Annotated in this window: 17 protein-coding genes; 4 read left to right on the top strand and 13 right to left on the bottom strand. The window is 33.0% G+C overall.

Features of this window, described 5'->3' with window-relative positions; all coding sequences use genetic code 11:
• Nucleotides 1–47: 47 nt before the first annotated feature.
• On the bottom strand, nt 48–1,106 hold the full coding sequence (gene aroC, locus JI750_RS15690; RefSeq protein ID WP_202003986.1) for a chorismate synthase: 1,059 nt from the start codon (nt 1,104–1,106) through the stop codon (nt 48–50).
• A gap of 188 nt (nt 1,107–1,294) precedes the next feature.
• On the opposite strand from aroC, the gene JI750_RS15685 reads away from it, so the two are divergent.
• Nucleotides 1,295–2,116: a UDP-2,3-diacylglucosamine diphosphatase gene (locus JI750_RS15685; protein WP_202003969.1), complete on the top strand. Its 822-nt coding sequence runs from the start codon at nt 1,295–1,297 to the stop codon at nt 2,114–2,116.
• A 139-nt stretch (nt 2,117–2,255) separates the two neighbouring features.
• A complete protein-coding gene (locus JI750_RS15680) occupies nt 2,256–2,753 on the top strand; it encodes a hypothetical protein (protein WP_160783663.1) in 498 nt (165 codons plus the stop codon).
• A 182-nt stretch (nt 2,754–2,935) separates the two neighbouring features.
• On the opposite strand, the gene JI750_RS15675 is transcribed toward JI750_RS15680, so the two are convergent.
• The 7 genes from JI750_RS15675 to JI750_RS15645 form a co-directional block, all read right to left on the bottom strand.
• Nucleotides 2,936–3,358, bottom strand: coding sequence for a protease complex subunit PrcB family protein (locus tag JI750_RS15675; protein ID WP_202003966.1), 423 nt, complete (start codon nt 3,356–3,358; stop codon nt 2,936–2,938).
• 14 nt (nt 3,359–3,372) lie between these two features.
• On the bottom strand, nt 3,373–4,518 hold the full coding sequence (gene bshA, locus JI750_RS15670; RefSeq protein ID WP_202003963.1) for an N-acetyl-alpha-D-glucosaminyl L-malate synthase BshA: 1,146 nt from the start codon (nt 4,516–4,518) through the stop codon (nt 3,373–3,375).
• Between the two features lie 223 nt (nt 4,519–4,741).
• A complete protein-coding gene (locus JI750_RS15665) occupies nt 4,742–5,224 on the bottom strand; it encodes a hypothetical protein (RefSeq protein WP_026730146.1) in 483 nt (160 codons plus the stop codon).
• Nucleotides 5,225–5,303: 79 nt separating this feature from the next.
• The gene (locus JI750_RS15660) at nt 5,304–6,095 is read right to left on the bottom strand and encodes a (Fe-S)-binding protein (protein ID WP_095930505.1); all 792 of its coding nucleotides are present in this window, start codon (nt 6,093–6,095) and stop codon (nt 5,304–5,306) included.
• Between the two features lie 137 nt (nt 6,096–6,232).
• Nucleotides 6,233–7,570 carry a 4Fe-4S dicluster domain-containing protein gene (locus JI750_RS15655; protein ID WP_202003960.1) on the bottom strand — a complete coding sequence of 446 codons (1,338 nt, stop codon included), beginning with the start codon at nt 7,568–7,570 and terminating at the stop codon, nt 6,233–6,235.
• A 6-nt stretch (nt 7,571–7,576) separates the two neighbouring features.
• Complete coding sequence (locus JI750_RS15650; protein ID WP_202003957.1) at nt 7,577–8,542, bottom strand: MlaD family protein; 966 nt, start codon at nt 8,540–8,542, stop codon at nt 7,577–7,579.
• A 50-nt stretch (nt 8,543–8,592) separates the two neighbouring features.
• Nucleotides 8,593–9,714: an N-acetylmuramoyl-L-alanine amidase family protein gene (locus tag JI750_RS15645; protein ID WP_202003954.1), complete on the bottom strand. Its 1,122-nt coding sequence runs from the start codon at nt 9,712–9,714 to the stop codon at nt 8,593–8,595.
• An 82-nt stretch (nt 9,715–9,796) separates the two neighbouring features.
• Here JI750_RS15645 and JI750_RS15640 point away from each other — a divergent pair, with 82 nt between their 5' ends.
• Both JI750_RS15640 and JI750_RS15635 read left to right on the top strand, forming a co-directional pair.
• Entirely contained in the window at nt 9,797–12,499 is a 2,703-nt protein-coding gene (locus JI750_RS15640; protein ID WP_202003951.1) for a putative LPS assembly protein LptD, read from the top strand.
• Nucleotides 12,500–12,528: 29 nt separating this feature from the next.
• On the top strand, nt 12,529–12,909 hold the full coding sequence (locus JI750_RS15635) for a RidA family protein (protein WP_202003948.1): 381 nt from the start codon (nt 12,529–12,531) through the stop codon (nt 12,907–12,909).
• Here JI750_RS15635 and JI750_RS15630 read toward each other — a convergent pair.
• The 5 genes from JI750_RS15630 to JI750_RS15610 form a co-directional block, all read right to left on the bottom strand.
• Complete coding sequence (locus tag JI750_RS15630) at nt 12,890–13,264, bottom strand: methylglyoxal synthase (protein ID WP_044048067.1); 375 nt, start codon at nt 13,262–13,264, stop codon at nt 12,890–12,892. The two genes, JI750_RS15635 and JI750_RS15630, sit on opposite strands and share 20 nt — an antisense overlap.
• Nucleotides 13,265–13,274: 10 nt before the next feature.
• Nucleotides 13,275–14,126 carry an N-acetylglucosamine kinase gene (locus tag JI750_RS15625; protein WP_095930500.1) on the bottom strand — a complete coding sequence of 284 codons (852 nt, stop codon included), beginning with the start codon at nt 14,124–14,126 and terminating at the stop codon, nt 13,275–13,277.
• Nucleotides 14,127–14,257: 131 nt separating this feature from the next.
• Complete coding sequence (gene gap, locus JI750_RS15620; protein WP_012026555.1) at nt 14,258–15,262, bottom strand: type I glyceraldehyde-3-phosphate dehydrogenase; 1,005 nt, start codon at nt 15,260–15,262, stop codon at nt 14,258–14,260.
• A gap of 94 nt (nt 15,263–15,356) precedes the next feature.
• Nucleotides 15,357–16,343 carry a 6-phosphofructokinase gene (pfkA, locus tag JI750_RS15615; RefSeq protein ID WP_202003945.1) on the bottom strand — a complete coding sequence of 329 codons (987 nt, stop codon included), beginning with the start codon at nt 16,341–16,343 and terminating at the stop codon, nt 15,357–15,359.
• A 309-nt stretch (nt 16,344–16,652) separates the two neighbouring features.
• Nucleotides 16,653–21,191, bottom strand: coding sequence for a translocation/assembly module TamB domain-containing protein (locus JI750_RS15610; RefSeq protein WP_202005206.1), 4,539 nt, complete (start codon nt 21,189–21,191; stop codon nt 16,653–16,655).
• Nucleotides 21,192–21,201 lie beyond the last annotated feature (10 nt).

Raw genomic sequence — 21,201 nt, 5'->3', positions numbered from 1 at the left:
ATTTTTTAATTATTAAAATAATAAGACCCTCACTGTCTTACCTTTTATTAATATGTTTTGTTGATTAAATAAAAATCTGCCAAAACAATTGCGGCCATCGCTTCTACGATTGGCACTGCGCGAGGCACTACACACGGATCATGACGCCCTTTTCCTGTCATTGGTGTAATATTTCCTTTATTATCTAAAGACTCTTGAGTCTGCATAATGGTTGCAACAGGTTTAAAAGCAACTCTGAAATAGATATCCATTCCGTTGCTTATACCACCTTGAATTCCACCAGAAAGATTTGTTTTTGTAGTTCCGTCGGGATTGTATAAATCATTATGTTCACTTCCTTTCATTTCAGAACCAGAGAAACCGCTTCCGTACTCAAAACCTTTTACCGCATTAATAGAAAGCATTGCTTTTCCTAATTCTGCATGAAGCTTATCAAATACTGGTTCTCCTAAACCAACTGGAACATTCTGAATTACACAAGTTACAACACCACCAACGGTATCTCCTTGTTTACGAATGTCACGAATATATTCTTCCATAATCGCTGCAGATTTTTCATCTGGACAACGCACTGGATTACTTTCTATTTTAGAAAAATCCAACTCCTGATAAGGCGTATCTAAATGAATTGGTCCAACAGAAGAAACATAAGCATTAATCTTAATTTCAGGCAACATTTGTTTTGCAATTGCTCCTGCTACTACTCTGCTTGCTGTTTCTCTTGCAGAACTTCTTCCACCACCTCGATAATCGCGAAAACCATATTTTTGATCGTAAACATAGTCAGCATGGCTTGGTCTGTAGTTATCTTTTATATGTGAATAATCGTCTGATTTTTGATTGGTATTTGGAATAATGAAACCAATTGGAGTTCCAGTAGTTTTTCCTTCAAATATTCCTGATAGAAACTGAACGCTGTCTGGTTCTTTTCTTTGTGTAACAATTGCTGATTGACCTGGCTTTCTACGAGCCATATCTACTTCAATTGCTTCAAAATCTAATTGTATTCCTGGAGGGCATCCGTCAATAATTCCGCCTAAAGCTTCACCGTGAGATTCTCCAAATGTAGTTACTTTATATAGTGTGCCGAAGCTGTTTCCTGCCATTGTGTTTTGTTTTGAGCAAATGTAAGTTTTATGAATTAAATTAAAAAATTTAAAACTGGTATTATTAACGAAACATTAAATGGGATAAAAATCACAATTTGGTAAAATTATCCTCTTTTTGATAACCTTTTAATAAACTCAAATTTCACAAACTTTCTTTCATTTGTAAAACTTCAAATCAAGAAAAATTGAAAAAAAGAAATGTCGAATTGGTCGTTCTTTCTGATGTTCATTTAGGAACTTACGGAAGTCACGCGAAAGAACTAAACAACTATCTTTCAAGCATTAAACCCAAAACTTTAGTTTTAAATGGCGATATAATTGATGCTTGGCAGTTTCGTAAATCTTATTTTCCAAAAGCACATTTGCGCGTTATTCAGCGTATTATCGGAATGGCTTCTAAAGGAACAAAGGTGTATTATATTACTGGAAATCATGACGAAATACTTCGAAAATTCAGTGATATGAATATGGGAAATTTTGCTCTGGTTGATAAATTGGTTTTAGAATTAGACGATAAAAAAGCCTGGATTTTTCACGGAGACGTTTTTGACGCCTCTGTTCAGCATTCAAAATGGATTGCAAAACTAGGCGGATTAGGTTACGATTATCTGATTTTAACAAACCGATTTGCCAACTGGTGTCTGGCAAAATTAGGACGTGAACCTTATTCTTTTTCTAAAAAAATAAAAGCAAGCGTTAAAAAAGCGGTAAAATTTATTTCTGATTTTGAAACTACTGCAACCGATCTAGCAATAGAAAAAAATTACGATTATGTTATTTGCGGGCACATTCATGAACCCAAAATCGTTACAAAAGAAAACAAACACGGTTCTACTCTATACCTTAATTCTGGTGACTGGGTAGAAAACTTAACCGCTCTAGAATACCATAAAAAACGCTGGAAACTGTTTTCTTATAAAGCCAGTAATTTTGCCGAAGAAGAAAATCTATTAGAAATGGAAGATCTTCTCACCTCTCAGCTAATTTCTTCGATAATACTAAAATAGAACGCTCAGAAACAGTTTTTTAAGAATTTTAACGCTTCAAATTTCTAAAAATGTAAATTATATAACAATTTTCAAAAATATTATACGTTCTCTATCTGACTGTAATAATACATTTGAAAAAAATTAATTTACAACTTTTATGAAGAAGATACTTTTATCTGCCATTATGCTTCTTGGTTTAGCATTTACGGCTCAATCGCAAGAAATTTCGAAACACGCTTTAGGATTACGTTTGGGCGACAACAACGGATTTGGAGGAGAAATATCATACCAATTAGGATTAAATCAAAAAAACAGACTTGAATTTGATTTAGGATGGAGAAACAGCAGTGATGTAGACGCTATAAAAGGAGTTGCTCTTTACCAATGGGTTTGGAATATCGACGGAGGTTTTAACTGGTATGCTGGTGTCGGAGGTGGACTAGCTGCTTGGGATCACGATTACTACAACAACAATTACAGATACAGCGATAGCGGAACTTATGTTTTTGCAGCTGGAGATATCGGTATAGAATATAGATTTAAAGAAGTGCCACTTACTTTATCATTAGACGCAAGACCGGAAATTGGTTCAGGATATTACGATGATGATAATTTTGGATTTGACGTTGGTTTAGGTGTCAAATTCAGATTCTAAATAAAAATAAAAAATAATTGTAAGAAGAAGCCTGTCGTTTAAAGCGACAGGCTTTTTTTATGGTTTCAAAACAAATTTAAAAAAGGGCTTCGACTCCGCTCAGCCTGACAAACTTTGAAATCGCTTCCTAAAAGCAATCAATGTCAGACTGAGCGGAGTCGAAGCTCAATCTTTATATAATTTTATTTAATAACAATTTCTTTCTTCGAATGGATTTTTACAACCGTATAAGGATATGAAATCACCTGCATGGTCATTGCGTCTTTTGCAGGGCTGTTTTCTTTTACAGTTATAATGATATTTTTATCTGTTTCTTCAACCTTTTCAACATCAATATTATAACCGCTTGTGTTTTTTTCGCCCATATTCAAAATCACATAATTATAATCATGAATATTTGGATCTTTCATTTTATCAGCCAAAAGAGGATCATTTTCAAGCATTTTAATTTCATTCGGCTCAGTCAGAATTTCAAAAAATTTAATATTTCCACCGCCGTCCGATTGTTTCGTTAGAACTTCGTACAACGCATTTGAACTTTCAATTTTCTTCACTCCGCAAGAAATCATAACAAAAATCGCTAAAACAGAAATTACTTTTTTCATTTTATCCTTTTAAATTAGTGCTTTTCCAACTTATAATCATCAACTGCTTTCTGATATAAAGCTTCATATTTAGGCAATATGTTTTTAATATCAAATTTTCTCGCCACTTCTAATGCATTTGCCTTAAACTGACTTAAAACTGCGTCGTCTTTTAAAATTTTTAAAGCATTTTGCGCCATTTCTTCAACATTTCCAACATTGCTTAAGTATCCAGAAAAACCATCAAAATTAACTTCAGGCAATCCGCCAGAATTACTCGAAATAACTGGAACACCACACGCCATCGCTTCCAATGCCGCCAAACCAAAACTTTCAGTTTCTGAAGGAAGCAAAAATAAATCGGTCATACATAAGATTTTATCAATCTCATGACTATTTCCAAAGAAAATCACTTTATCTAAAATTCCTAATTCTTGACATAACAATTCAGCTTTTTCTTTTTCTGGTCCGTCTCCAACCATCATTAATTTAGCTGGAATTTCTTTTTGAACGTTATAAAAAATCTTAATGATATCTGGAATACGTTTTACTTTTCTAAAGTTACTGATATGGGTAATAATACGCTCATTCTCATTTGCCATTACATAACGATGACAAGGCGCATTTGGATCTTTCTTTACTTTGTCCAGTTCAATAAAGTTTGGAATCACTTTAATTTTATTCTTGATTTTGAATAATTTCAAAGTATCATCTTTTAAACTCTGAGAAACTGAAGTCACATAATCTGATTTATTGATACTGAAAGTCACCGCAGGTTTATAAAACGGGTGATTTCCTACAAGCGTAATATCAGTTCCGTGAAGCGTAGTAATCATCGGAAGATTAATACCTTCATTTTTCAGCATTTGTTTTGCCATGTAACCTGCATAAGCATGAGGAATGGCATAATGCACATGCAGAAGCTCTATTTTGTACAATTTCACCATATCGACCAATTTGCTCGATAACGCTAATTCATAAGGCTGATAATGAAACAAAGGATATTCCGGAACGTTTACTTCGTGATAATGAACATTCGGATTCAAAAGTGCCAATCTAACTGGCTGACTATATGTGATAAAATGTATTTCGTGTCCTCTTCTGGCTAATTCGAGACCTAACTCTGTGGCTACTACACCACTACCTCCAAAAGTAGGATAACAGACGATTGCTATTTTCATGGATTAAATTTAATTCTACGAAAATACTCAAAAATAGCGTTTAATTAACCGTTTAAATTGTTAGATTTTTGACAAAATTAGATTAATTCCAGTTAATAAATATTTTCAGAAACTTCTAATACTTCAAACTAACCTGCCAAGTTTTAAACTTGAAACTTGAAACCATAAAAAAAGGCACAAAATCTATTATTTCATGCCGTTTAAATATTTTAATTATTTCTTCTTAGAAAAATCTACTGTGCCAACTGTCAGCAGCAGGAACTTCCCAAGATTCGTTGAATTCTTCTATATTGTTTACCAAATTATTGAAAACAATTGTATTCTCAGAAACTGACTTATCTTTTACCATTTTCTTGAAATCAATTAATGGTTTATGTGCAATATGTTCTCCTAGTTTAAAAGTAACATTCATTTTATCAAGCAAATCAACGTTGTACTTTTTCTCTAAACTTTGAATAAACTCAACCGAACTATCTATAGAACATCCTGTAGCCGCTTGCACTTCTTGATTTACTGCTAGTATTATAAATCGATTGTACTTCAATAAAAATGAAGCTTCCAAACTTGTGCCATGTGCAGCCCATTGCTCTACAAAAGCTTTTAAATCAGTTTCTATTTCAGAAAACTCTTCCTCAGAAAATTTTCTGTTCGACTGGTAAATCCAGACTCTAGATTCACCTGGTAAATTTTCAAAAGGTATATACATTTTTAATTTTAGATTTTAGATTGGTAATTTTAGATTTTTAAGATTCAATCTTAGAACCTTAGCATCTTAGAACCTCAGATTACAAATCCTGTGCATTCGCAATTAATTCAGCGATATCCAGAACTTTAACCTGTCCTTCTTTTTCTTGATGTTTAATTCCGTCCGTCAACATCGTATTGCAGAATGGACATCCCGCTGCAATGATATCTGGTTTTACTTCTAATGCATCTTCTGTACGAAGAACATTTACTTCTTTGTTTCCAGGCTCAGCATCTTTAAACATTTGCGCCCCACCTGCTCCACAACATAATCCATTTGCTTTAGAACGTTTCATTTCTACTAATTCAACGTCTAATTTCTGAATTAAATCTCTTGGCGCTTCGTAGACTTTATTTGCTCTTCCTAAATAACAAGGATCGTGGAAAGTGATTTTCTTTCCTTTAAATTGTCCACCTTCAACAGTTAATCTTCCATCATCAATTAATGATTTCAAAAATTCTGTATGATGAATAACTTCGTAATTTCCTCCCAACTCAGGATATTCATTTTTTAAAGTATTAAAACAGTGCGGACAAGCCGTAACGATTTTTTTAGCTTCATAAGCATTCAAAACCTCGATATTCATCATGGCCTGCATTTGAAATAAAAACTCATTTCCAGCTCTCTTTGCAGGATCACCAGTACAACTCTCTTCTGTACCTAAAACCGCAAAAGAAACATTGGTGCGATTTAAAATTCGCACAAACGCTTTAGTAATTTTTTTTGCTCTATCATCAAAACTTCCTGCGCAACCTACCCAAAACAAAACTTCTGGCTGTTTTCCTTCGGCAAGCATTTCTGCCATTGTTGGTACTACTAAATTTTCTGACATTTCTCTCACTTTTGTTTAATCGGTTAATCGTGAAATTGTTTAATTGCTAAAAGCAGCATGACAATTCTATAAAAAACCGAAATATTATTTTAAAATCGATCAAACGGTTAAACAACTAACCGATTAAACAATAAATCTTAATTCTCGTTTTTCCAATTTAAACGGTCTTGCTGGCTATATTGCCATGGTGCACCGTTATTTTCAATGTTAGTCATCATTGCGTTTAATGACATTGGAGCAGCACTTTGTTCCATAACCAAGTAACGACGCATATCCATAATAATAGATAACGGACTAATATTTACAGGGCATTCTTCAACGCAAGCATTACAAGAGGTACAAGCCCATAATTCTTCTGGAGTAATATAATCGTTTAGAAGTGATTTATTATCTGGAACAAACACACCTTTATTGGCATCGATATTTTTTCCAACTTCTGTTAAACGATCTCTTGTATCCATCATAATTTTACGTGGAGACAATTTTTTACCCGTTTGATTTGCTGGACAAGACGAAGTACAACGTCCGCATTCTGTACATGTATAAGCATTTAATAACTGAACCCAGTTTAAATCCTGAACATCGCTTGCACCAAATTTACTCGGAGCCGCGTTTTCATCAACCGGAGCTGCCGCAAACGGATCAGCATTTGGATCCATCATTAATTTCACCTCTTTTGTAACAGAAGCTAAATTATCAAATTGTCCTTCTGGTTTTAAGTTTGCAAAATATGTATTTGGGAAAGCCAAAAGAATGTGCAAGTGTTTTGAAAAGTATAAATAGTTCATAAAAACTAAAATACCCACAATATGTAGCCACCAGAAAACTTCAAATAGTAATCCAACTGCTTCGTTAGACGTACCATTAAAAATTGGCGCTATAAATTGACTTATTGGATAACTTCCTGCTTTATGAAAATGAGAATATCCTCCTGGAACATTCTGCAAATGCAAATCTGAAGCATTCATTAATAAAAACAGAATCATTAAAACTGTTTCAAAATACAGAATGTAATTGGCATCACTTTTTGGAAATCCATTCAAATCAGAATTTATAAAACGTTTTAAACGAATTACATTTCTTCTGATCCAGAAAGTAACTACAGCAATAATTACAAGTATTGCCAATATTTCAAATGAAGCAATTAGAACATCATAAACTACACCTAAATGAGGCGCAAAAACTCTATGAGTTCCAAATAACCCGTCTATGATGATTTCGAGTAATTCGATATTAATTATTACGAAACCTACATATACAAAAATATGAAGGATTCCTGCAACAGGGCGTCTCACCATTTTTGACTGCCCAAGAGCAATCAATGCCATGTTTTTCCAACGAGCTTTAGGATTATCTTTTCGATCTACATCGACTCCTAAATTAATATTTCGGATGATTTTTTTTACGCTCGCTGCAAAAAAACCGAAACCTACTATAAGAAGTACCGCGAATAAAATATTATCTAAATAACTCATTTACAATTATTTTTTATCAGTTGAGTTTGTTTCTTCTGTTGGTGCTACATATGGTTTGTTTTTCTTTCCAAAAAGAGAAACATTTACGTAACGAGTTGGATAAAGACGAAGATCCTGTAATAACAATTCAAGTTCTTTTGAAGTTTTAGTCAGGTTATTATACAAAGCCTCATCGTTAAGTATTTTTCCTGCTGTACCTTTTCCTGAATTCAAGTTGCTCATTAAAACATCAACTTTAGCTAGAGTTTGATTCAAGTTACGAACCGTTTTACCTAAATCTGCTTTGTTTAATGAATCTGAAATTTTATTGAAATTACCAGACATTTTATTGAAATTTGTAACCATTCCATTAATCTGTCCTTTATTAGTATCCAAGATATTATTAAGACTTCCAGAAGCTTTATGAAATTGAGTCATAGTCTGGCTTAGCTCAGCAATTGTTTTCTTCAGATTTTCTTGAGTATTTTTATCTAAAGTATTATTTAATCCTGTAACCAGATTATCAATATTCAAAAGCATTTTATCAAGCTTTTGCTGAATTGGTTCAATTTTTCCTCCCAATGATTCTGTCAATCCCAATTCAACAGTAGATACTAATTTCTGTCCGTCTTGTGCCAACTCTTTGTCAGCAAAATTTGGAACAATTTTAATTTGTTTTCCTCCAATTAAACTCGGAGAATAAATTGCCGCTGTACTACTTTTAGAAATTGGAAAATCTGTTTTAAGCTGAAGTTCTACTAGTAATTTACCAGTTACTTCATCAATTGTAATTTTATTTACTTTACCAATTGCAAGTCCATTTAATGTTACTGGTGCTGACGGAGACAGATCCTCAACATTATCATACTCAGCGTATAATACTGTATAATTAGTAAAAAGATCTCTACCTTTTAAAAAACTATATCCCCAGATAAATAATAAAATAGATACGATGACTAAAATAGCCGTTTTAATTTCTCTTGTTAGTTTCAAAATTCTAAGTGTTTGTACAAAATTAATATAAATATTCGAACTTGTGCTTATTATTTAATCGCGTCCTGAATACTGATTTTTTCTCCATCTTTAGTTGCTACTAAAAACGCAGCGCCATATCCTTTACTTTTAGCTTCTTGCAGATATTTTTGAGCTGTTTCGTAACTTGAAGTTTCTTCGTAGAAATATTTATAAATATTATTTTCGTATACCATCGTTACATTTTTCAAACCTTTAAAGTTTTTAGCCTCTAAAGGTGTTTTTTTGATACTTGCAATAAGTTGCACCTTAAAAAATGTTCCTTTTGGAGCATTCTTCGCTACTGCAACTGGTGCAGTTGTTTTTGGTTTTGCAGGAGTGGTATCTCTTACGGGCCGACTCTCAGCAGCTTCCGCTCCTGTCCCAAAGTATTCACGTTTATAACTTAAAATTGCTTCTGCAATTGCTTTTGCAATATCATCTTGACCTTCTTCAGAATTCAGAATATTTCCTTCTGTCGGATTAGAAACAAATCCTGTTTCAACCAAAACTCTTGGCATATAAGCTTTATGAAGTACCATAAAAGGAGCTTGCTTTACTCCTCCGTGACGAAGTTTCTTACCTAATTTCTCAAAATTCTCCTCGATTTTAGTTGCAAGCGTAATACTATTATCTAAATATTCTTCCTGCATCAAAGTCATACCAATCATAGACTCCGGAGAATTAGGATCATAACCTTCATATTTACGTTTGTAATCTTTCTCTAATGTAATTACCGAGTTCTCTTTTTTCGCCGCTTCAAGGTTTGATGCTACTTTACTTAAACCCATTACATAAGTTTCAGTTCCGTCGGCAGCAGTATTTTTATTGGCATTACAGTGAATAGAAACAAAAATATTCGAATTTGCTCTGTTAGCAATATTAGCTCTTTCAACCAAATCTATAAAAACATCTGTTTTACGAGTATATATTACATTAACATTAGGATTAAGTTCTAAAATCTTTCCCACTTTCAAAACAATAGCTAAAGCAATATTTTTTTCAATTCGTCCGCTATAAACAGCCCCAAAGTCGTGATCTCCATGTCCCGCGTCTAGCGTAACCTTAAACACATTTGACTGACTATGAGCACAAAATGACGATATTATTAGAAATAAAGTAAATATTACTTTAAATTTGTTAATTCTATTCATAAATCTAAAAGTTAATTTTAATAAAATGCAGCTGTTATAATTTTTAGAATTGATTATTTTTGCCAAAAAATTATATGTAAGTTTGACATGTCAAAAAACAAGCCATAATTTTACAAAAATAGCATTTAAACCTTTGCATACAAACTTATTTAATATCGTTTTAATATCATTTTTCCTAACTATAGGTTGTGGTAATTTATATTCGCAAGAAATAAAAAACAAAAAAAAACCTTTACCTGCTGTAAAACAAACAGATAAAGAAAATACTGCGATTACAGACACCATAAAACTTGATACAGTTAAACCCAAAAAGACTTTTTTGGACGGAAAAGTAAGATATGTAGCCAAAGATTATGCTAAAATTGACCAGAAAAAAAAGCTGATCACTTTATATAACGAGGCTGAATTATACTATAAAGATGTAGAATTAAAATCGGGTATAATTGTTCTTAATTATGAAAAAGATGAAGTTTATGCAGGAAGAATTAAGGATTCTGCAGGGGTTTTAACTCAATATCCTAACTTCAAACAGGGAGCAAGTGAGGTACAACCCGATTCTATCCGTTTTAATTTTAAAACAAAAAAAGCATTAATTTATAATTCGAGAACAAAACAAGGCGAGTTAAACATTAAAGCTTCTGTCACTAAAAAAGAAAACGACTCTGTATACTTTTTAAAAGGAGCCCGTATTACAACTGCTCAAGATATCGACAACCCTGAATACTACTTTCAGACCAGCAGAATTAAATTTGTTCCTGGTAAAAAAATTGTTGCTGGTTTAACCCAAATGGTAATTGCTGATGTCCCTACTCCGCTTGCACTGCCTTATGGTTTTTTTCCGTTAAGTAAAGAAAAAAGCGTTTCTGGTATTATTATTCCAAGTTATAACGATTCTAACACACGTGGATTTTCATTGCAAAATGGAGGTTATTACTTCGCACTAAGCGATAATTACGATTTGACTGTACTTGGAGATTATTACACCAATGGAAGTTATGCCATGCGATTCGAATCGGCGTATGCCAAACGATATAAGTATAGAGGAAATGTAAACATTCGTTTCGAGAATTTAATTAATAGTGAACGTGGTTATCCTGATTATTCAAAACAAAATATTTACAATATTCAGTGGTCACACTCTAAAGACACCAAATCAAATCCAAATTCTACTTTCTCCGCTTCTGTCAACATGGGTAGTAGTAAGTATTTTAAACAATCCATCAACCAAGCAAACATTGGCTCTAACTTAAATAACACATTAAGTTCGTCTATTTCATACAACAAAACATTTAACACTATTCCTGGTTCGCGTATATCATTATCTGCAACTCATAGCCAGAATACGCAAACAGAAGATATTATCATGACACTTCCGTCTTTACAAGGAAGTATTGATCGTGTATATCCTTTTGTTGGAAAAAATGGCGTAAAGAAAGGATTAATCAAAAATATCAACTTACAGTATAATGTAAGCGGTAAAAACTATTTTAAAACAAAAGATTCTTTGTTTTTCAAGCCACAGATGTTTGATGACGCCCAATTAGGAATGCAGCATACAATTCCGTTGAGCACTAACTTCAAAATTTTCAAATATTTTAGTGCAGGAGCATCTACAACTTATCAGGAAACATGGGTCAATAAAACCATTCAAAAAGTTTACGACCCTAGTTCTGCGCAAACAGTTAACAAAAATGTAAATGGTTTTGATTCTTTTAGAACTTACAACTTCAGCACCAATTTAGGTACTACGATTTACGGAACCTTTAATTTTGGTGACGATAAAAGAATCCAGTCTATTAGACACGTAATGCGTCCGAGTATTACCTACGCCTATACTCCAAGTTTTGAAAAATACTACGACACATACGCAGTCGATGCTTCAGGAAGAATTACCTCTGAGTATACAAGATTTGAAAACGGATTATACGGAGCACCAGGAAAAGATAACTCAAACATTGTTGGTTTTGCCTTGAGTAATACTTTTGAAGCTAAAGTAAGAGATCGAGACAGCACAAAAACAGAGCCTAAAAAGATCATGCTGTTAAACAACTTAAACTTTAGCACAAGTTACAATTTCAATGCTGATGGGAAATCAACTTTCGGATGGCAACCTGTGTTAGTCAGTGGTGGAACTCAGTTTTTTGACAATAAAATGAATATGAATTTTGGTGCAACATTAGATCCTTATGCGATTGATAATGGAGGTAACAAAATTGATAAATTCAACATTGACAATGGCGGAAGCTTATTTAGAATGACAAGTGCAAACGTAACAGTAAACTATTCATTCTCAAACAAAGGAACTGGAAAAGAAAAAGAAAAGAATACTCAGAGCCAACGAAACGGTGGACGAAGCGATGACTTGTTTGGAACGAATACAGACTTAAATGACAGCCGTAATAGCCAGTTTGCCAATGAACCTGAAAAAGATGATGTAATTACGGAATTCTTCAATTCTAAAGTTCCGTGGGATATGACACTTGCCTACTCGCTAACATATTCAAACGTAAAACGAGAAAACACTATTTCTGGAAACTCTATCATGATTTCTATCAATACCGACCTTACTCCTAAATGGAAAGCAGGGGTTTCTACAGGTTATGATTTCGTACAAAAAGGGGTTACCTTTACACAATTCCGTTTTGAAAGAGATTTGTTAAGCTGGAGAATGGCGTTTAACTGGCAGCCATTGGGAACAAATTCTAACTGGAACTTCTTTATCGGAATTAAATCTGGCATGCTTAGCGATATCAAATGGAACAAACGAAGCGTTTCAAATAGATAAACTACTTTCGAATCAAAATAAATTTCATTATGAAAAAAATCATTTTTACCGAGAAAGCTCCGGCTCCAATCGGACCGTATAATCAAGCCGTATTATCTGGAAACACACTTTATGCTTCTGGACAAATTGCAATCAATCCTGAGTCAGGAGAATTGGTTACAGACAATATCAATGACGAAACCAATCAAGTTATGAAAAACATCGCTGCTATTCTTGAAGCTGCAGACATGACTTTTGAGAACGTTGTAAAGTCAACTATTTTCATTATGGACATGAATAACTTTGGAGCAATAAATACCGTTTACGGTTCTTATTTTAACGAAAAAACCGCTCCAGCTCGTGAAACGGTTCAAGTGGCATGTTTGCCAAAAAATGTTAATGTAGAAATTTCTATAATTGCTGTGCAATAGCATCTAATAATAATTGTGCCGTTGCTTCATTAGTTGCCAGCGGCACATTATGCACATCGCAAACACGAATTAGCATATTAATATCAGCTTCGTGCGGATGACTTGACAAAGGATCTTTAAAAAAGAAAACCATTTGTGTAATTCCTTCCGCAACTCTTCCTGCAATTTGTGCATCGCCTCCAAGAGGTCCAGAGAGCATTCTCTGAGTTTTAAATCCAGCAGCTTCTGCTTTTCCTCCCGTAGTACCAGTACCAATAAGCCTTATTTTTTCATTGTGTAAAACAGCTTCATTTTTGATTAAAAAATCAATTAAATCAGCTTTTTTTCCATCATGAGCAATAATGGCAATTTCCATAAAACCAGAACTATTGATTAGCGACATGGTAAGCAATTAATCCATCAATAGGTCTTCTTAAAACATTCCCTAATTGAAGTTCATATTTGTTAAATGTTTCTTGTAATTCATCTTTCAAATAAAATGCAATAGAACCAACAAAATGTACTGGAACTTCTTTGCAGTTATCAAATTGTTTGATGTAATTCTTAACGAACGACTTCATTCCTTTGAAGATAATTTTTCTACAGAACTCTGTGTCTTTATGCTTAATTAAGAATTTAGCATAAGTAGCTAAATAAGCATTCGGGTTTGGTTCTTTATATAATTTGTTTTTAATAAAATCTGGATCAACGTCGTACTCTTTTTCAAGCTCAACCGCTAATTCTTTTGGCATTTTATTAAAATAGTATTTTCTAATTAATTCTTTCCCAAAAACATTACCACTACAATCATCCATAACGATATACCCTAATGATTGTACTTTTTGATGCAATACTTTTCCATCAAAATAACTGCAATTAGAACCCGTTCCTAAAATAGAAACAATCGCTTCTTCTCCTTTTGGAGTTGTTGCATAAACAGCAGCATAAGTATCTTCTTGAACGTCTACAATCGCGTTAGAAAAATATTCTTGAAAGATTCTTTTTAACCACTCTTTCATTCTGTCTGTACCACAACCGGCACCGTAAAAGAATAAATGTGTAGCGTTTTTTTTGTTTTGTAAAATATCGAAACGGTCATTTAATCTTTCTATGATTTCTGGCTCGTCTAGAATTTCAGGATTTAATCCTAAAGTTTGTGTTGTGAATAATACTTTTCCATTATCATCTATCGCAATCCAATCGGCTTTAGTAGATCCACTGTCAACTATTAATTTCATTTGTTTAGTTTTTGGAATTAGGTTTTTCTATTTTTAATTTAAAAGTGTATTTTTTACATTAATTATAGAGGTAACAAAATAAGAAAATCCCGTTATTGTAAAGTAACGGGATTTTGCAAAAATATATATTATTATTTTAAACCTGCAATATGTACAGATAAATCAATTAATTTGCTTGAGTATCCGTACTCATTGTCATACCAAGATACCAATTTAAAGAAAGTAGAGTTTAATCCGATTCCTGCACCAGCATCAACGATTGAAGTTCTTTTATCTGAGATAAAATCTTGAGACACAACTGCATCTTCAGTATATCCTAAGATACCTTTCATTTCGTTTTCTGAAGCTTTTTTCAATACAGCTAAGATTTCTTCGTAAGTAGTTTCTTTTGCTACTTTTACAGTTAAATCTACTACAGAAACGTCAGCAGTAGGAACACGGAAAGACATTCCAGTTAATTTTCCATTCAAAGATGGAATAACTTTTCCAACCGCTTTAGCAGCACCTGTTGAAGAAGGAATAATATTGATAGCAGCAGCACGTCCACCTCTCCAGTCTTTTCTAGAAGGTCCGTCAGCTGTCATTTGAGTTGAAGTAGTTGCGTGAACAGTAGTCATTAAACCTTCAACGATTTCGAAATTATCGTGAATAACTTTAGCCAATGGAGCTAAACAGTTTGTAGTACAAGAAGCGTTAGAAACAACTAAATCAGAAGCTTTTGCAGTTTCGTGGTTAACTCCCATTACAAACATTGGAGCATCAGCAGAAGGAGCAGAAATGATTACTTTCTTAGCACCACCTTTTAAATGCTCACTTGCAGTTTCGATAGTTGTGAAGATACCAGTACATTCAGCTACTACATCTACATCTACTTCATTCCATTTTAAGTCAGCTGGATTTCTTTCTGCAGTGATACGGATGTTTCTTCCGTTTACATAAAGTTTCCCTTCTTTAACTTCTACAGTTCCGTTGAAACGACCGTGAACTGAATCATATTTTAATAAATAAGCTAAGTGATCTACGTCTAACAAGTCGTTGATTGCAACAACTTCTACATTATCTCTATTGAAAGATTCTCTAAAAACGATTCTTCCGATACGTCCAAATCCGTTTATTCCTAATTTTACTTTTGACATTTTACTAAATTTTTTGCTTTTGTTTTTATTACACTAATTCAAAGTCTAATTTCCTCACAATAAACTTCTCTTTCTTTTTTAAACTTTATATTGGTTATGTCGACATGATGTCTGACACTCTTAATAATTCTCTATCAATTTCTGATTTACCTTTGATAGCCTGCTCAAGTGGCGTTAGAATCACTTTATCTTCACGAAGTCCAACCATGTAGTTCGATTTTCCTTCAATTAAAGACTCAACAGCTTTAACTCCTAAACGGCTTGCTAAAACGCGATCAAAACAAGATGGAGAACCACCACGTTGCATGTGTCCTAATACAGAAACACGCACATCGTATTCAGGCAAATTAGCTTCAACGTAATCTTTTAATTCAAATACGTTTTTACCAATTTTATCTCCCTCAGCAATAACAACAATACTAGATGATTTTCCTGACGCTTTACTTTTTTGAAGTGAATCTAAAAGACGATCTAAACCTAAATCTTCTTCAGGAATAAGGATTTCTTCTGCTCCCGCACCAATACCAGCGTTAAGAGCAATGTGACCAGCATCTCTACCCATAACTTCTACAAAGAAAAGACGGTTATGAGAACTTGCTGTATCTCGAATTTTATCTATACAGTCTACAACGGTATTTAAAGCTGTGTCATACCCTAAAGTAAAACTTGTACCATATATATCATTATCGATTGTACCAGGAATTCCCATTACCGGAAAACCAAATTCTGAATTAAAAATTAATCCTCCAGTAAAACTACCATCACCACCAATAACAACCAAAGCATCTACACCAGCCTTTACTAAGTTTTCGTGTGCTTTCTTTCTACCTTCAGGGGTTCTAAACTCAACTGAACGAGCCGATTTTAAGATCGTTCCACCTTTGTTTACAATATTATTTACGCTTCGTGGTCCCATGTCTTTGAAGTCTCCTTCAATCATTCCTTGATACCCTCTATAAATTCCGATGCATTCTATATTATGGTATGCGCAAGTTCGAACAACTGATCGTATTGCAGCATTCATTCCAGGTGAATCTCCTCCTGAGGTAAGAACACCTACTTTTTTTATTGTTTTTGGCATTATTTAAGTATTAAAGTGTAAAATTAGCAAACATTCAGCACTTTTCGGGTTACGATTATCATAAATTAATAAAATCTGTTAAATTCAAACGTTTTCGTTAATAAGTTTTTTCTAGGAAAAAATTTCATTAAAAATAATAAAACAGTATTTTTTTAATTAAATCGTCAAAATTAACAATACCCTGATGAAGTGTTATAAAAATCAGAATTTCCCGCTCACATGGAAAATTTTATTAGAGTGCTTAAATTTAGCACAAAAAAAACCATTATGAGAATAATGGTTTTATAAAAGTGTATTTTTAACAAAGTGTTAATAATCGTTGTCTGGAATTAACCCTTGATTATTAGTCGGATCGGTTTGTTTCTGGTCTTTTTTCTTCTTTTCTTCTTCTTTTTTTCGTTTCTCCTCGTCTTCTTTCGCTTTTTTCTTGTTTTTTTCTGAATCTTTCTTGTTTGAAAAACTCATGTACTCAGGAAGATATGAGTCTTGAACATCGTCATGAGAAGAACCTTTTACTGCTTTTTCTATTTTATGATTTTTAAACAGCTTATTTACAAGCTCGCTAAAGGTATCAAAATCTACTTCATAAGAAATACCTACTCCTTGTGTATAACCAATTCCTTGTCCTATATAATTAATATCGTTTTCTTTATTGAACAAACGAAGGTTCATTGTTCCGTCTTCATTTACACGATACAATATCTCGATATCTCCAACAATCGCAGATTCGTTTACACCACCAACAGGAACTCCCAATTTACCATTGATAGTAATTCGTTCATTAACCTGAGAAGATATATTAGCCACAAACTGACCATCAACCTCCTGCCCTGTTCTTCTATCTGCTGCAATATAATTTAAGTCTATATTTACTTTATCATTATCCGATTTAATAATTCCTCCTAATAAACTCGAAGCAGTTTCTGTTAATGTTCCAGAAAAATCTCCCTGACTGAATCCGTCGGTACTCATAAACGAACCTGTTGATAATAAGTAAAGCGCTTGTGTCTGACGAATATCTTTATCGTCAAGTTTATATTGTATCTCCGATTTTAAAACATTACTAACCGATGGAAACTGAATATCGAAGTTAGGTTCTGGACTCGCCAAATCTCCTCTCAATCCAATAACAACCTCTACCGGCACTTTTTTATTGAATGACGAAGTATTATCTAAAAGCACTGCTGGATTGGCTTGCGTTTTATAAACCGCTTCCAAATTCAGCTGAGCACGCATTGGGTTTCCTTCCCAAATAATAGAACCACCTTTTTTAACCGTAAACTTTTTGTCGATAAGTCCGCCGTATTTAAAATTGTAGGTACCTTCATATGCCTGGAAATCTCCCCACATATTAAACTTACCTAATGTATTAATTTTAAACAAAAGAGATCCATATCCTTTTCCTTTCATACCATGTCCAGAATTTCGATCAAGAATAACTTCTACTTCTGCATCTGGCGTAATATCAAAATCAAATTCCAGCTCAAGTCCGTTATAGTCTCTTGTTTTTTCAACAATTCCGTTCTCGAGATTATACTTTTCTTTTGGCGTTACAAAATGAATCCAATTGCTTTCTCCAACACTTTGCGCATTATTAATTGGAATCTTAACTTCTGTACCTTTTTCAGATTTTGCATCTACCTTAATAAAAAGACTCTCTACAGGACCTTTTATACTGGCAGTACCATTTATAAACGCTGTTCCAAAATAAGCGGCATCATCACTATCTTTTGTATCAAGCGCAACTAGTCGTTTAGAAGTAATATTTAAATCTAATTTCCAATCGCCAAAATTATTATGCTCTATACTCCCGTTCAGCAAACCTTTTGTGCCATATTTAGTATCGGTTAACTGATTATTTCTAAACAAGAATTTTTCATTGGTTAAATCAATTACCGTTCGATCACTAAGTTCGTAATCTGTATTTAGATATGGAATTGTCATTCCAGCTTTTTCTACATATAGACGCCCATTTATTTCTGGTTTTTTTAAATTCCCGATAACAGCAGCATTTCCAGAAACAGAACCTCGAACGTTCGACAAGACATCGCCACCTATAGTGCCCAATGTAGCGAGATTAAAACCTTCAAGTTTCAGACTCATATCCATGATAGTTTCTTTATTCTCTACCGCGAAAGTTCCGTTTGCTCTAAACGATTCGGTAAAGCCATTTTGAATCGACGAATTAACCGTAAATTTTTTGAAGCTTTCATCTCCAGAGATATCAAAATTAAGCGTACCCAATTCTGTCTTATTCATGACCAGATGATCAATTTTTATAGACGCCGTGGGCTGATAAACATTCTTATTCTGCTTATAATTGACATTTCCATTCAGATTACCATCAAATACAAATTTGGAATTTACAGGTGTGATTTTATTTATATCAACATCTTCAAAAGTCAGCTCCAAATCTTTATAATCGGTACCTTTTATAACTCCATTTAAATCAATTTTCTGATTTTCATGAGATAAAACGATATTATCGAACGTGAAGTTTTTAAAATATTGGTCAATAATAATCTGATTGTCTTTTTCAGCATCTTCGTTTAAATACCATATATAGTCTTTAAACTTCATTTCAGATTTCTTAATTCCGACAATATTATTTTTACTCTTGTCAATTGTATGATACAAATCTAGATTAAAGTAATCTTCTCCCTCATTTCCTCCTTTAAACTCCGAACGCACATAAAGAGTATCATTTGCAGTAACATTAATCAAATTAAAATCACGTATTTTATAATAAGGCGTCTTAATGCTATCTAATTCGACATACGCATTGTAAAGCGGATTTTTATTGTCAATATTAATACGGATGTTATCAAATGTATTTTTGGCGGCGGTAATTTTTTTAGATCTAAAACGGAATTTAAATTCTTGCAAATCAGAATCTATTTTTCCTCGTACAACCGTAGATGAATCAATATTTATTTCTGGATAAAGCATTTCAACCACTTTATCATAAACACGAAAATTAAAGCGTAAAAACTGTCCTTTTCTAACTTTATAAGGTTTGTAATTAGTATATAAGCTACCTACAGAATTCATAACCAATTTATCTAATTGGTCGAATCTAAATTTACCCACAATTTTTCCATCCACAACGTCATTTGAACTGATTGTAATGGTTCTCAAACGATCGCCATCAAAACTAGAATTCAGATTGACTTGATCAAAAGCATAAGTCGCTTTTGGGTTTTGATATTCTGCATCATTTATAAATATATCTCCCTGAAGGTTTTCAATAGAATTTCCAGTCAGCTGAACTACTACATCTCCTTTAAAATGTGAGATTGAATCGCTTACAAACTTAAGTTTTCTTAAATCTGAATTTTCAACATTGATATGAAAATCATAACGATTCTCTCTTTTACTCAAATCCAACAAACCATCAAAACTTAAGTTCAAGTTTGGATCGTTTATCGCAATTTGCCCTTTGTAATAAGGAAGCTTAAAATTTCCGTTTACTACTATATTATTATAGGTGTATTTATTGTAATCCAGTTTAGAAATATCTCCTTTAACAACCGTATTCAAATATTTCTCTGTAAAACCAACTCCATCAACATCAAGATTCAATGTAGTTTTGCCAATATCTTTCCTGCTTAAAACAGTTCCAACATCAAAATTTGTCAAAATAATATTTCCAGAATAAGATGCTCTGTCAATAAAATCCATATTATTCATATGAAGATCGACTTGACCATTTCCAATATCGGTTGCCATTTTAAAATCTGTTTCTAATGCTGTAGTCGAAACTTTAGCTTTACCGACAATATTAAACTTACCTATTTTTTTCATTTCTTTAGGAAGCCTTTTTCCTAAAACCCCAGGAAGTAAAATTACCAGATCATTATAACTAGAAAGCAGTTTATCAAATTTTCCATCCATAGAAAACTTCTGTTCCTTACTGCCTAAAAGATTTCTAAAATTGATTGTTCCGTTAATTTTTGATCCGTTTGTATCGCTTAATCTCAATCTTGTAAGCGTCATATTATTCAACGGACCGTCTAATTTGGTTTTCAGTTTAAAATGCTGATTTTTACCCAAACCATCATAAAAATGACGAATATCGTTTGTTGCAATAGAAGAAGAATCTATTAAAACATCGAATCGAACTTTATCTGTAAAATCAAGAAAATCTGATGGTTTATAATTTAAAATTGCTACACCATAAATTGAAGATCTTTTGGTTTTAATAGCCAGATTTTCAACTTTAATCTGCTTTTTGGTATAACTGAATTTCCCTGCAAAATTAGAAACATACAAACCGCGATGATCCATAAATGAAAATCGGTGAATGTTTGTATTTACATCTGGCCCGTATAATTTAAACTCGCTGATATAAGCGTTCAATTTCGTAAAATCCAGAAATTTTGGAGTAGTTTTATTTTCATCAACAACAGAAAATCTTCCTTTTTCGATATAAGCGTTTTTAGCTGTTAGCAAAAAATGCTTTGTTGATTTTTTCTTAGGAGTATCTTCAACTTCAAAAGCTTGAATGAATTTATTGATATTATTTTCATCTTCGCCTTTGTAGGTTTTCAGATTAAAAATTAAACCTGTCAAACGCAAATCTCCAAAAATTAAATCTCCGTCTAACAGCCTACTGAAACTGGCAATATCCGTTGTAATGATATCCGAATAAATCATCGTTTTTTTATGATGATCTAAAATCGTTACTTTTTTTAATTTTACTCCACCAAAAATATTAATTGCTGTTTTTTCAACATTAATATTAACCTTATAATCTTCGTTTAACGAGTTTGTAACATAATTAGCAATCTGTGTTTGAACCACAGGAAGAGATAGTATGATAGCAAGTGCTAACAAAAGTAAAATCAACACAATTAAG

This window comes from Flavobacterium tagetis (assembly GCF_016735615.1).
Lineage (GTDB): Bacteria > Bacteroidota > Bacteroidia > Flavobacteriales > Flavobacteriaceae > Flavobacterium > Flavobacterium tagetis.
The sequence above is the reverse complement of the archived record's forward strand: the minus strand, read 5'-3'. Positions and strand labels throughout refer to the sequence as shown.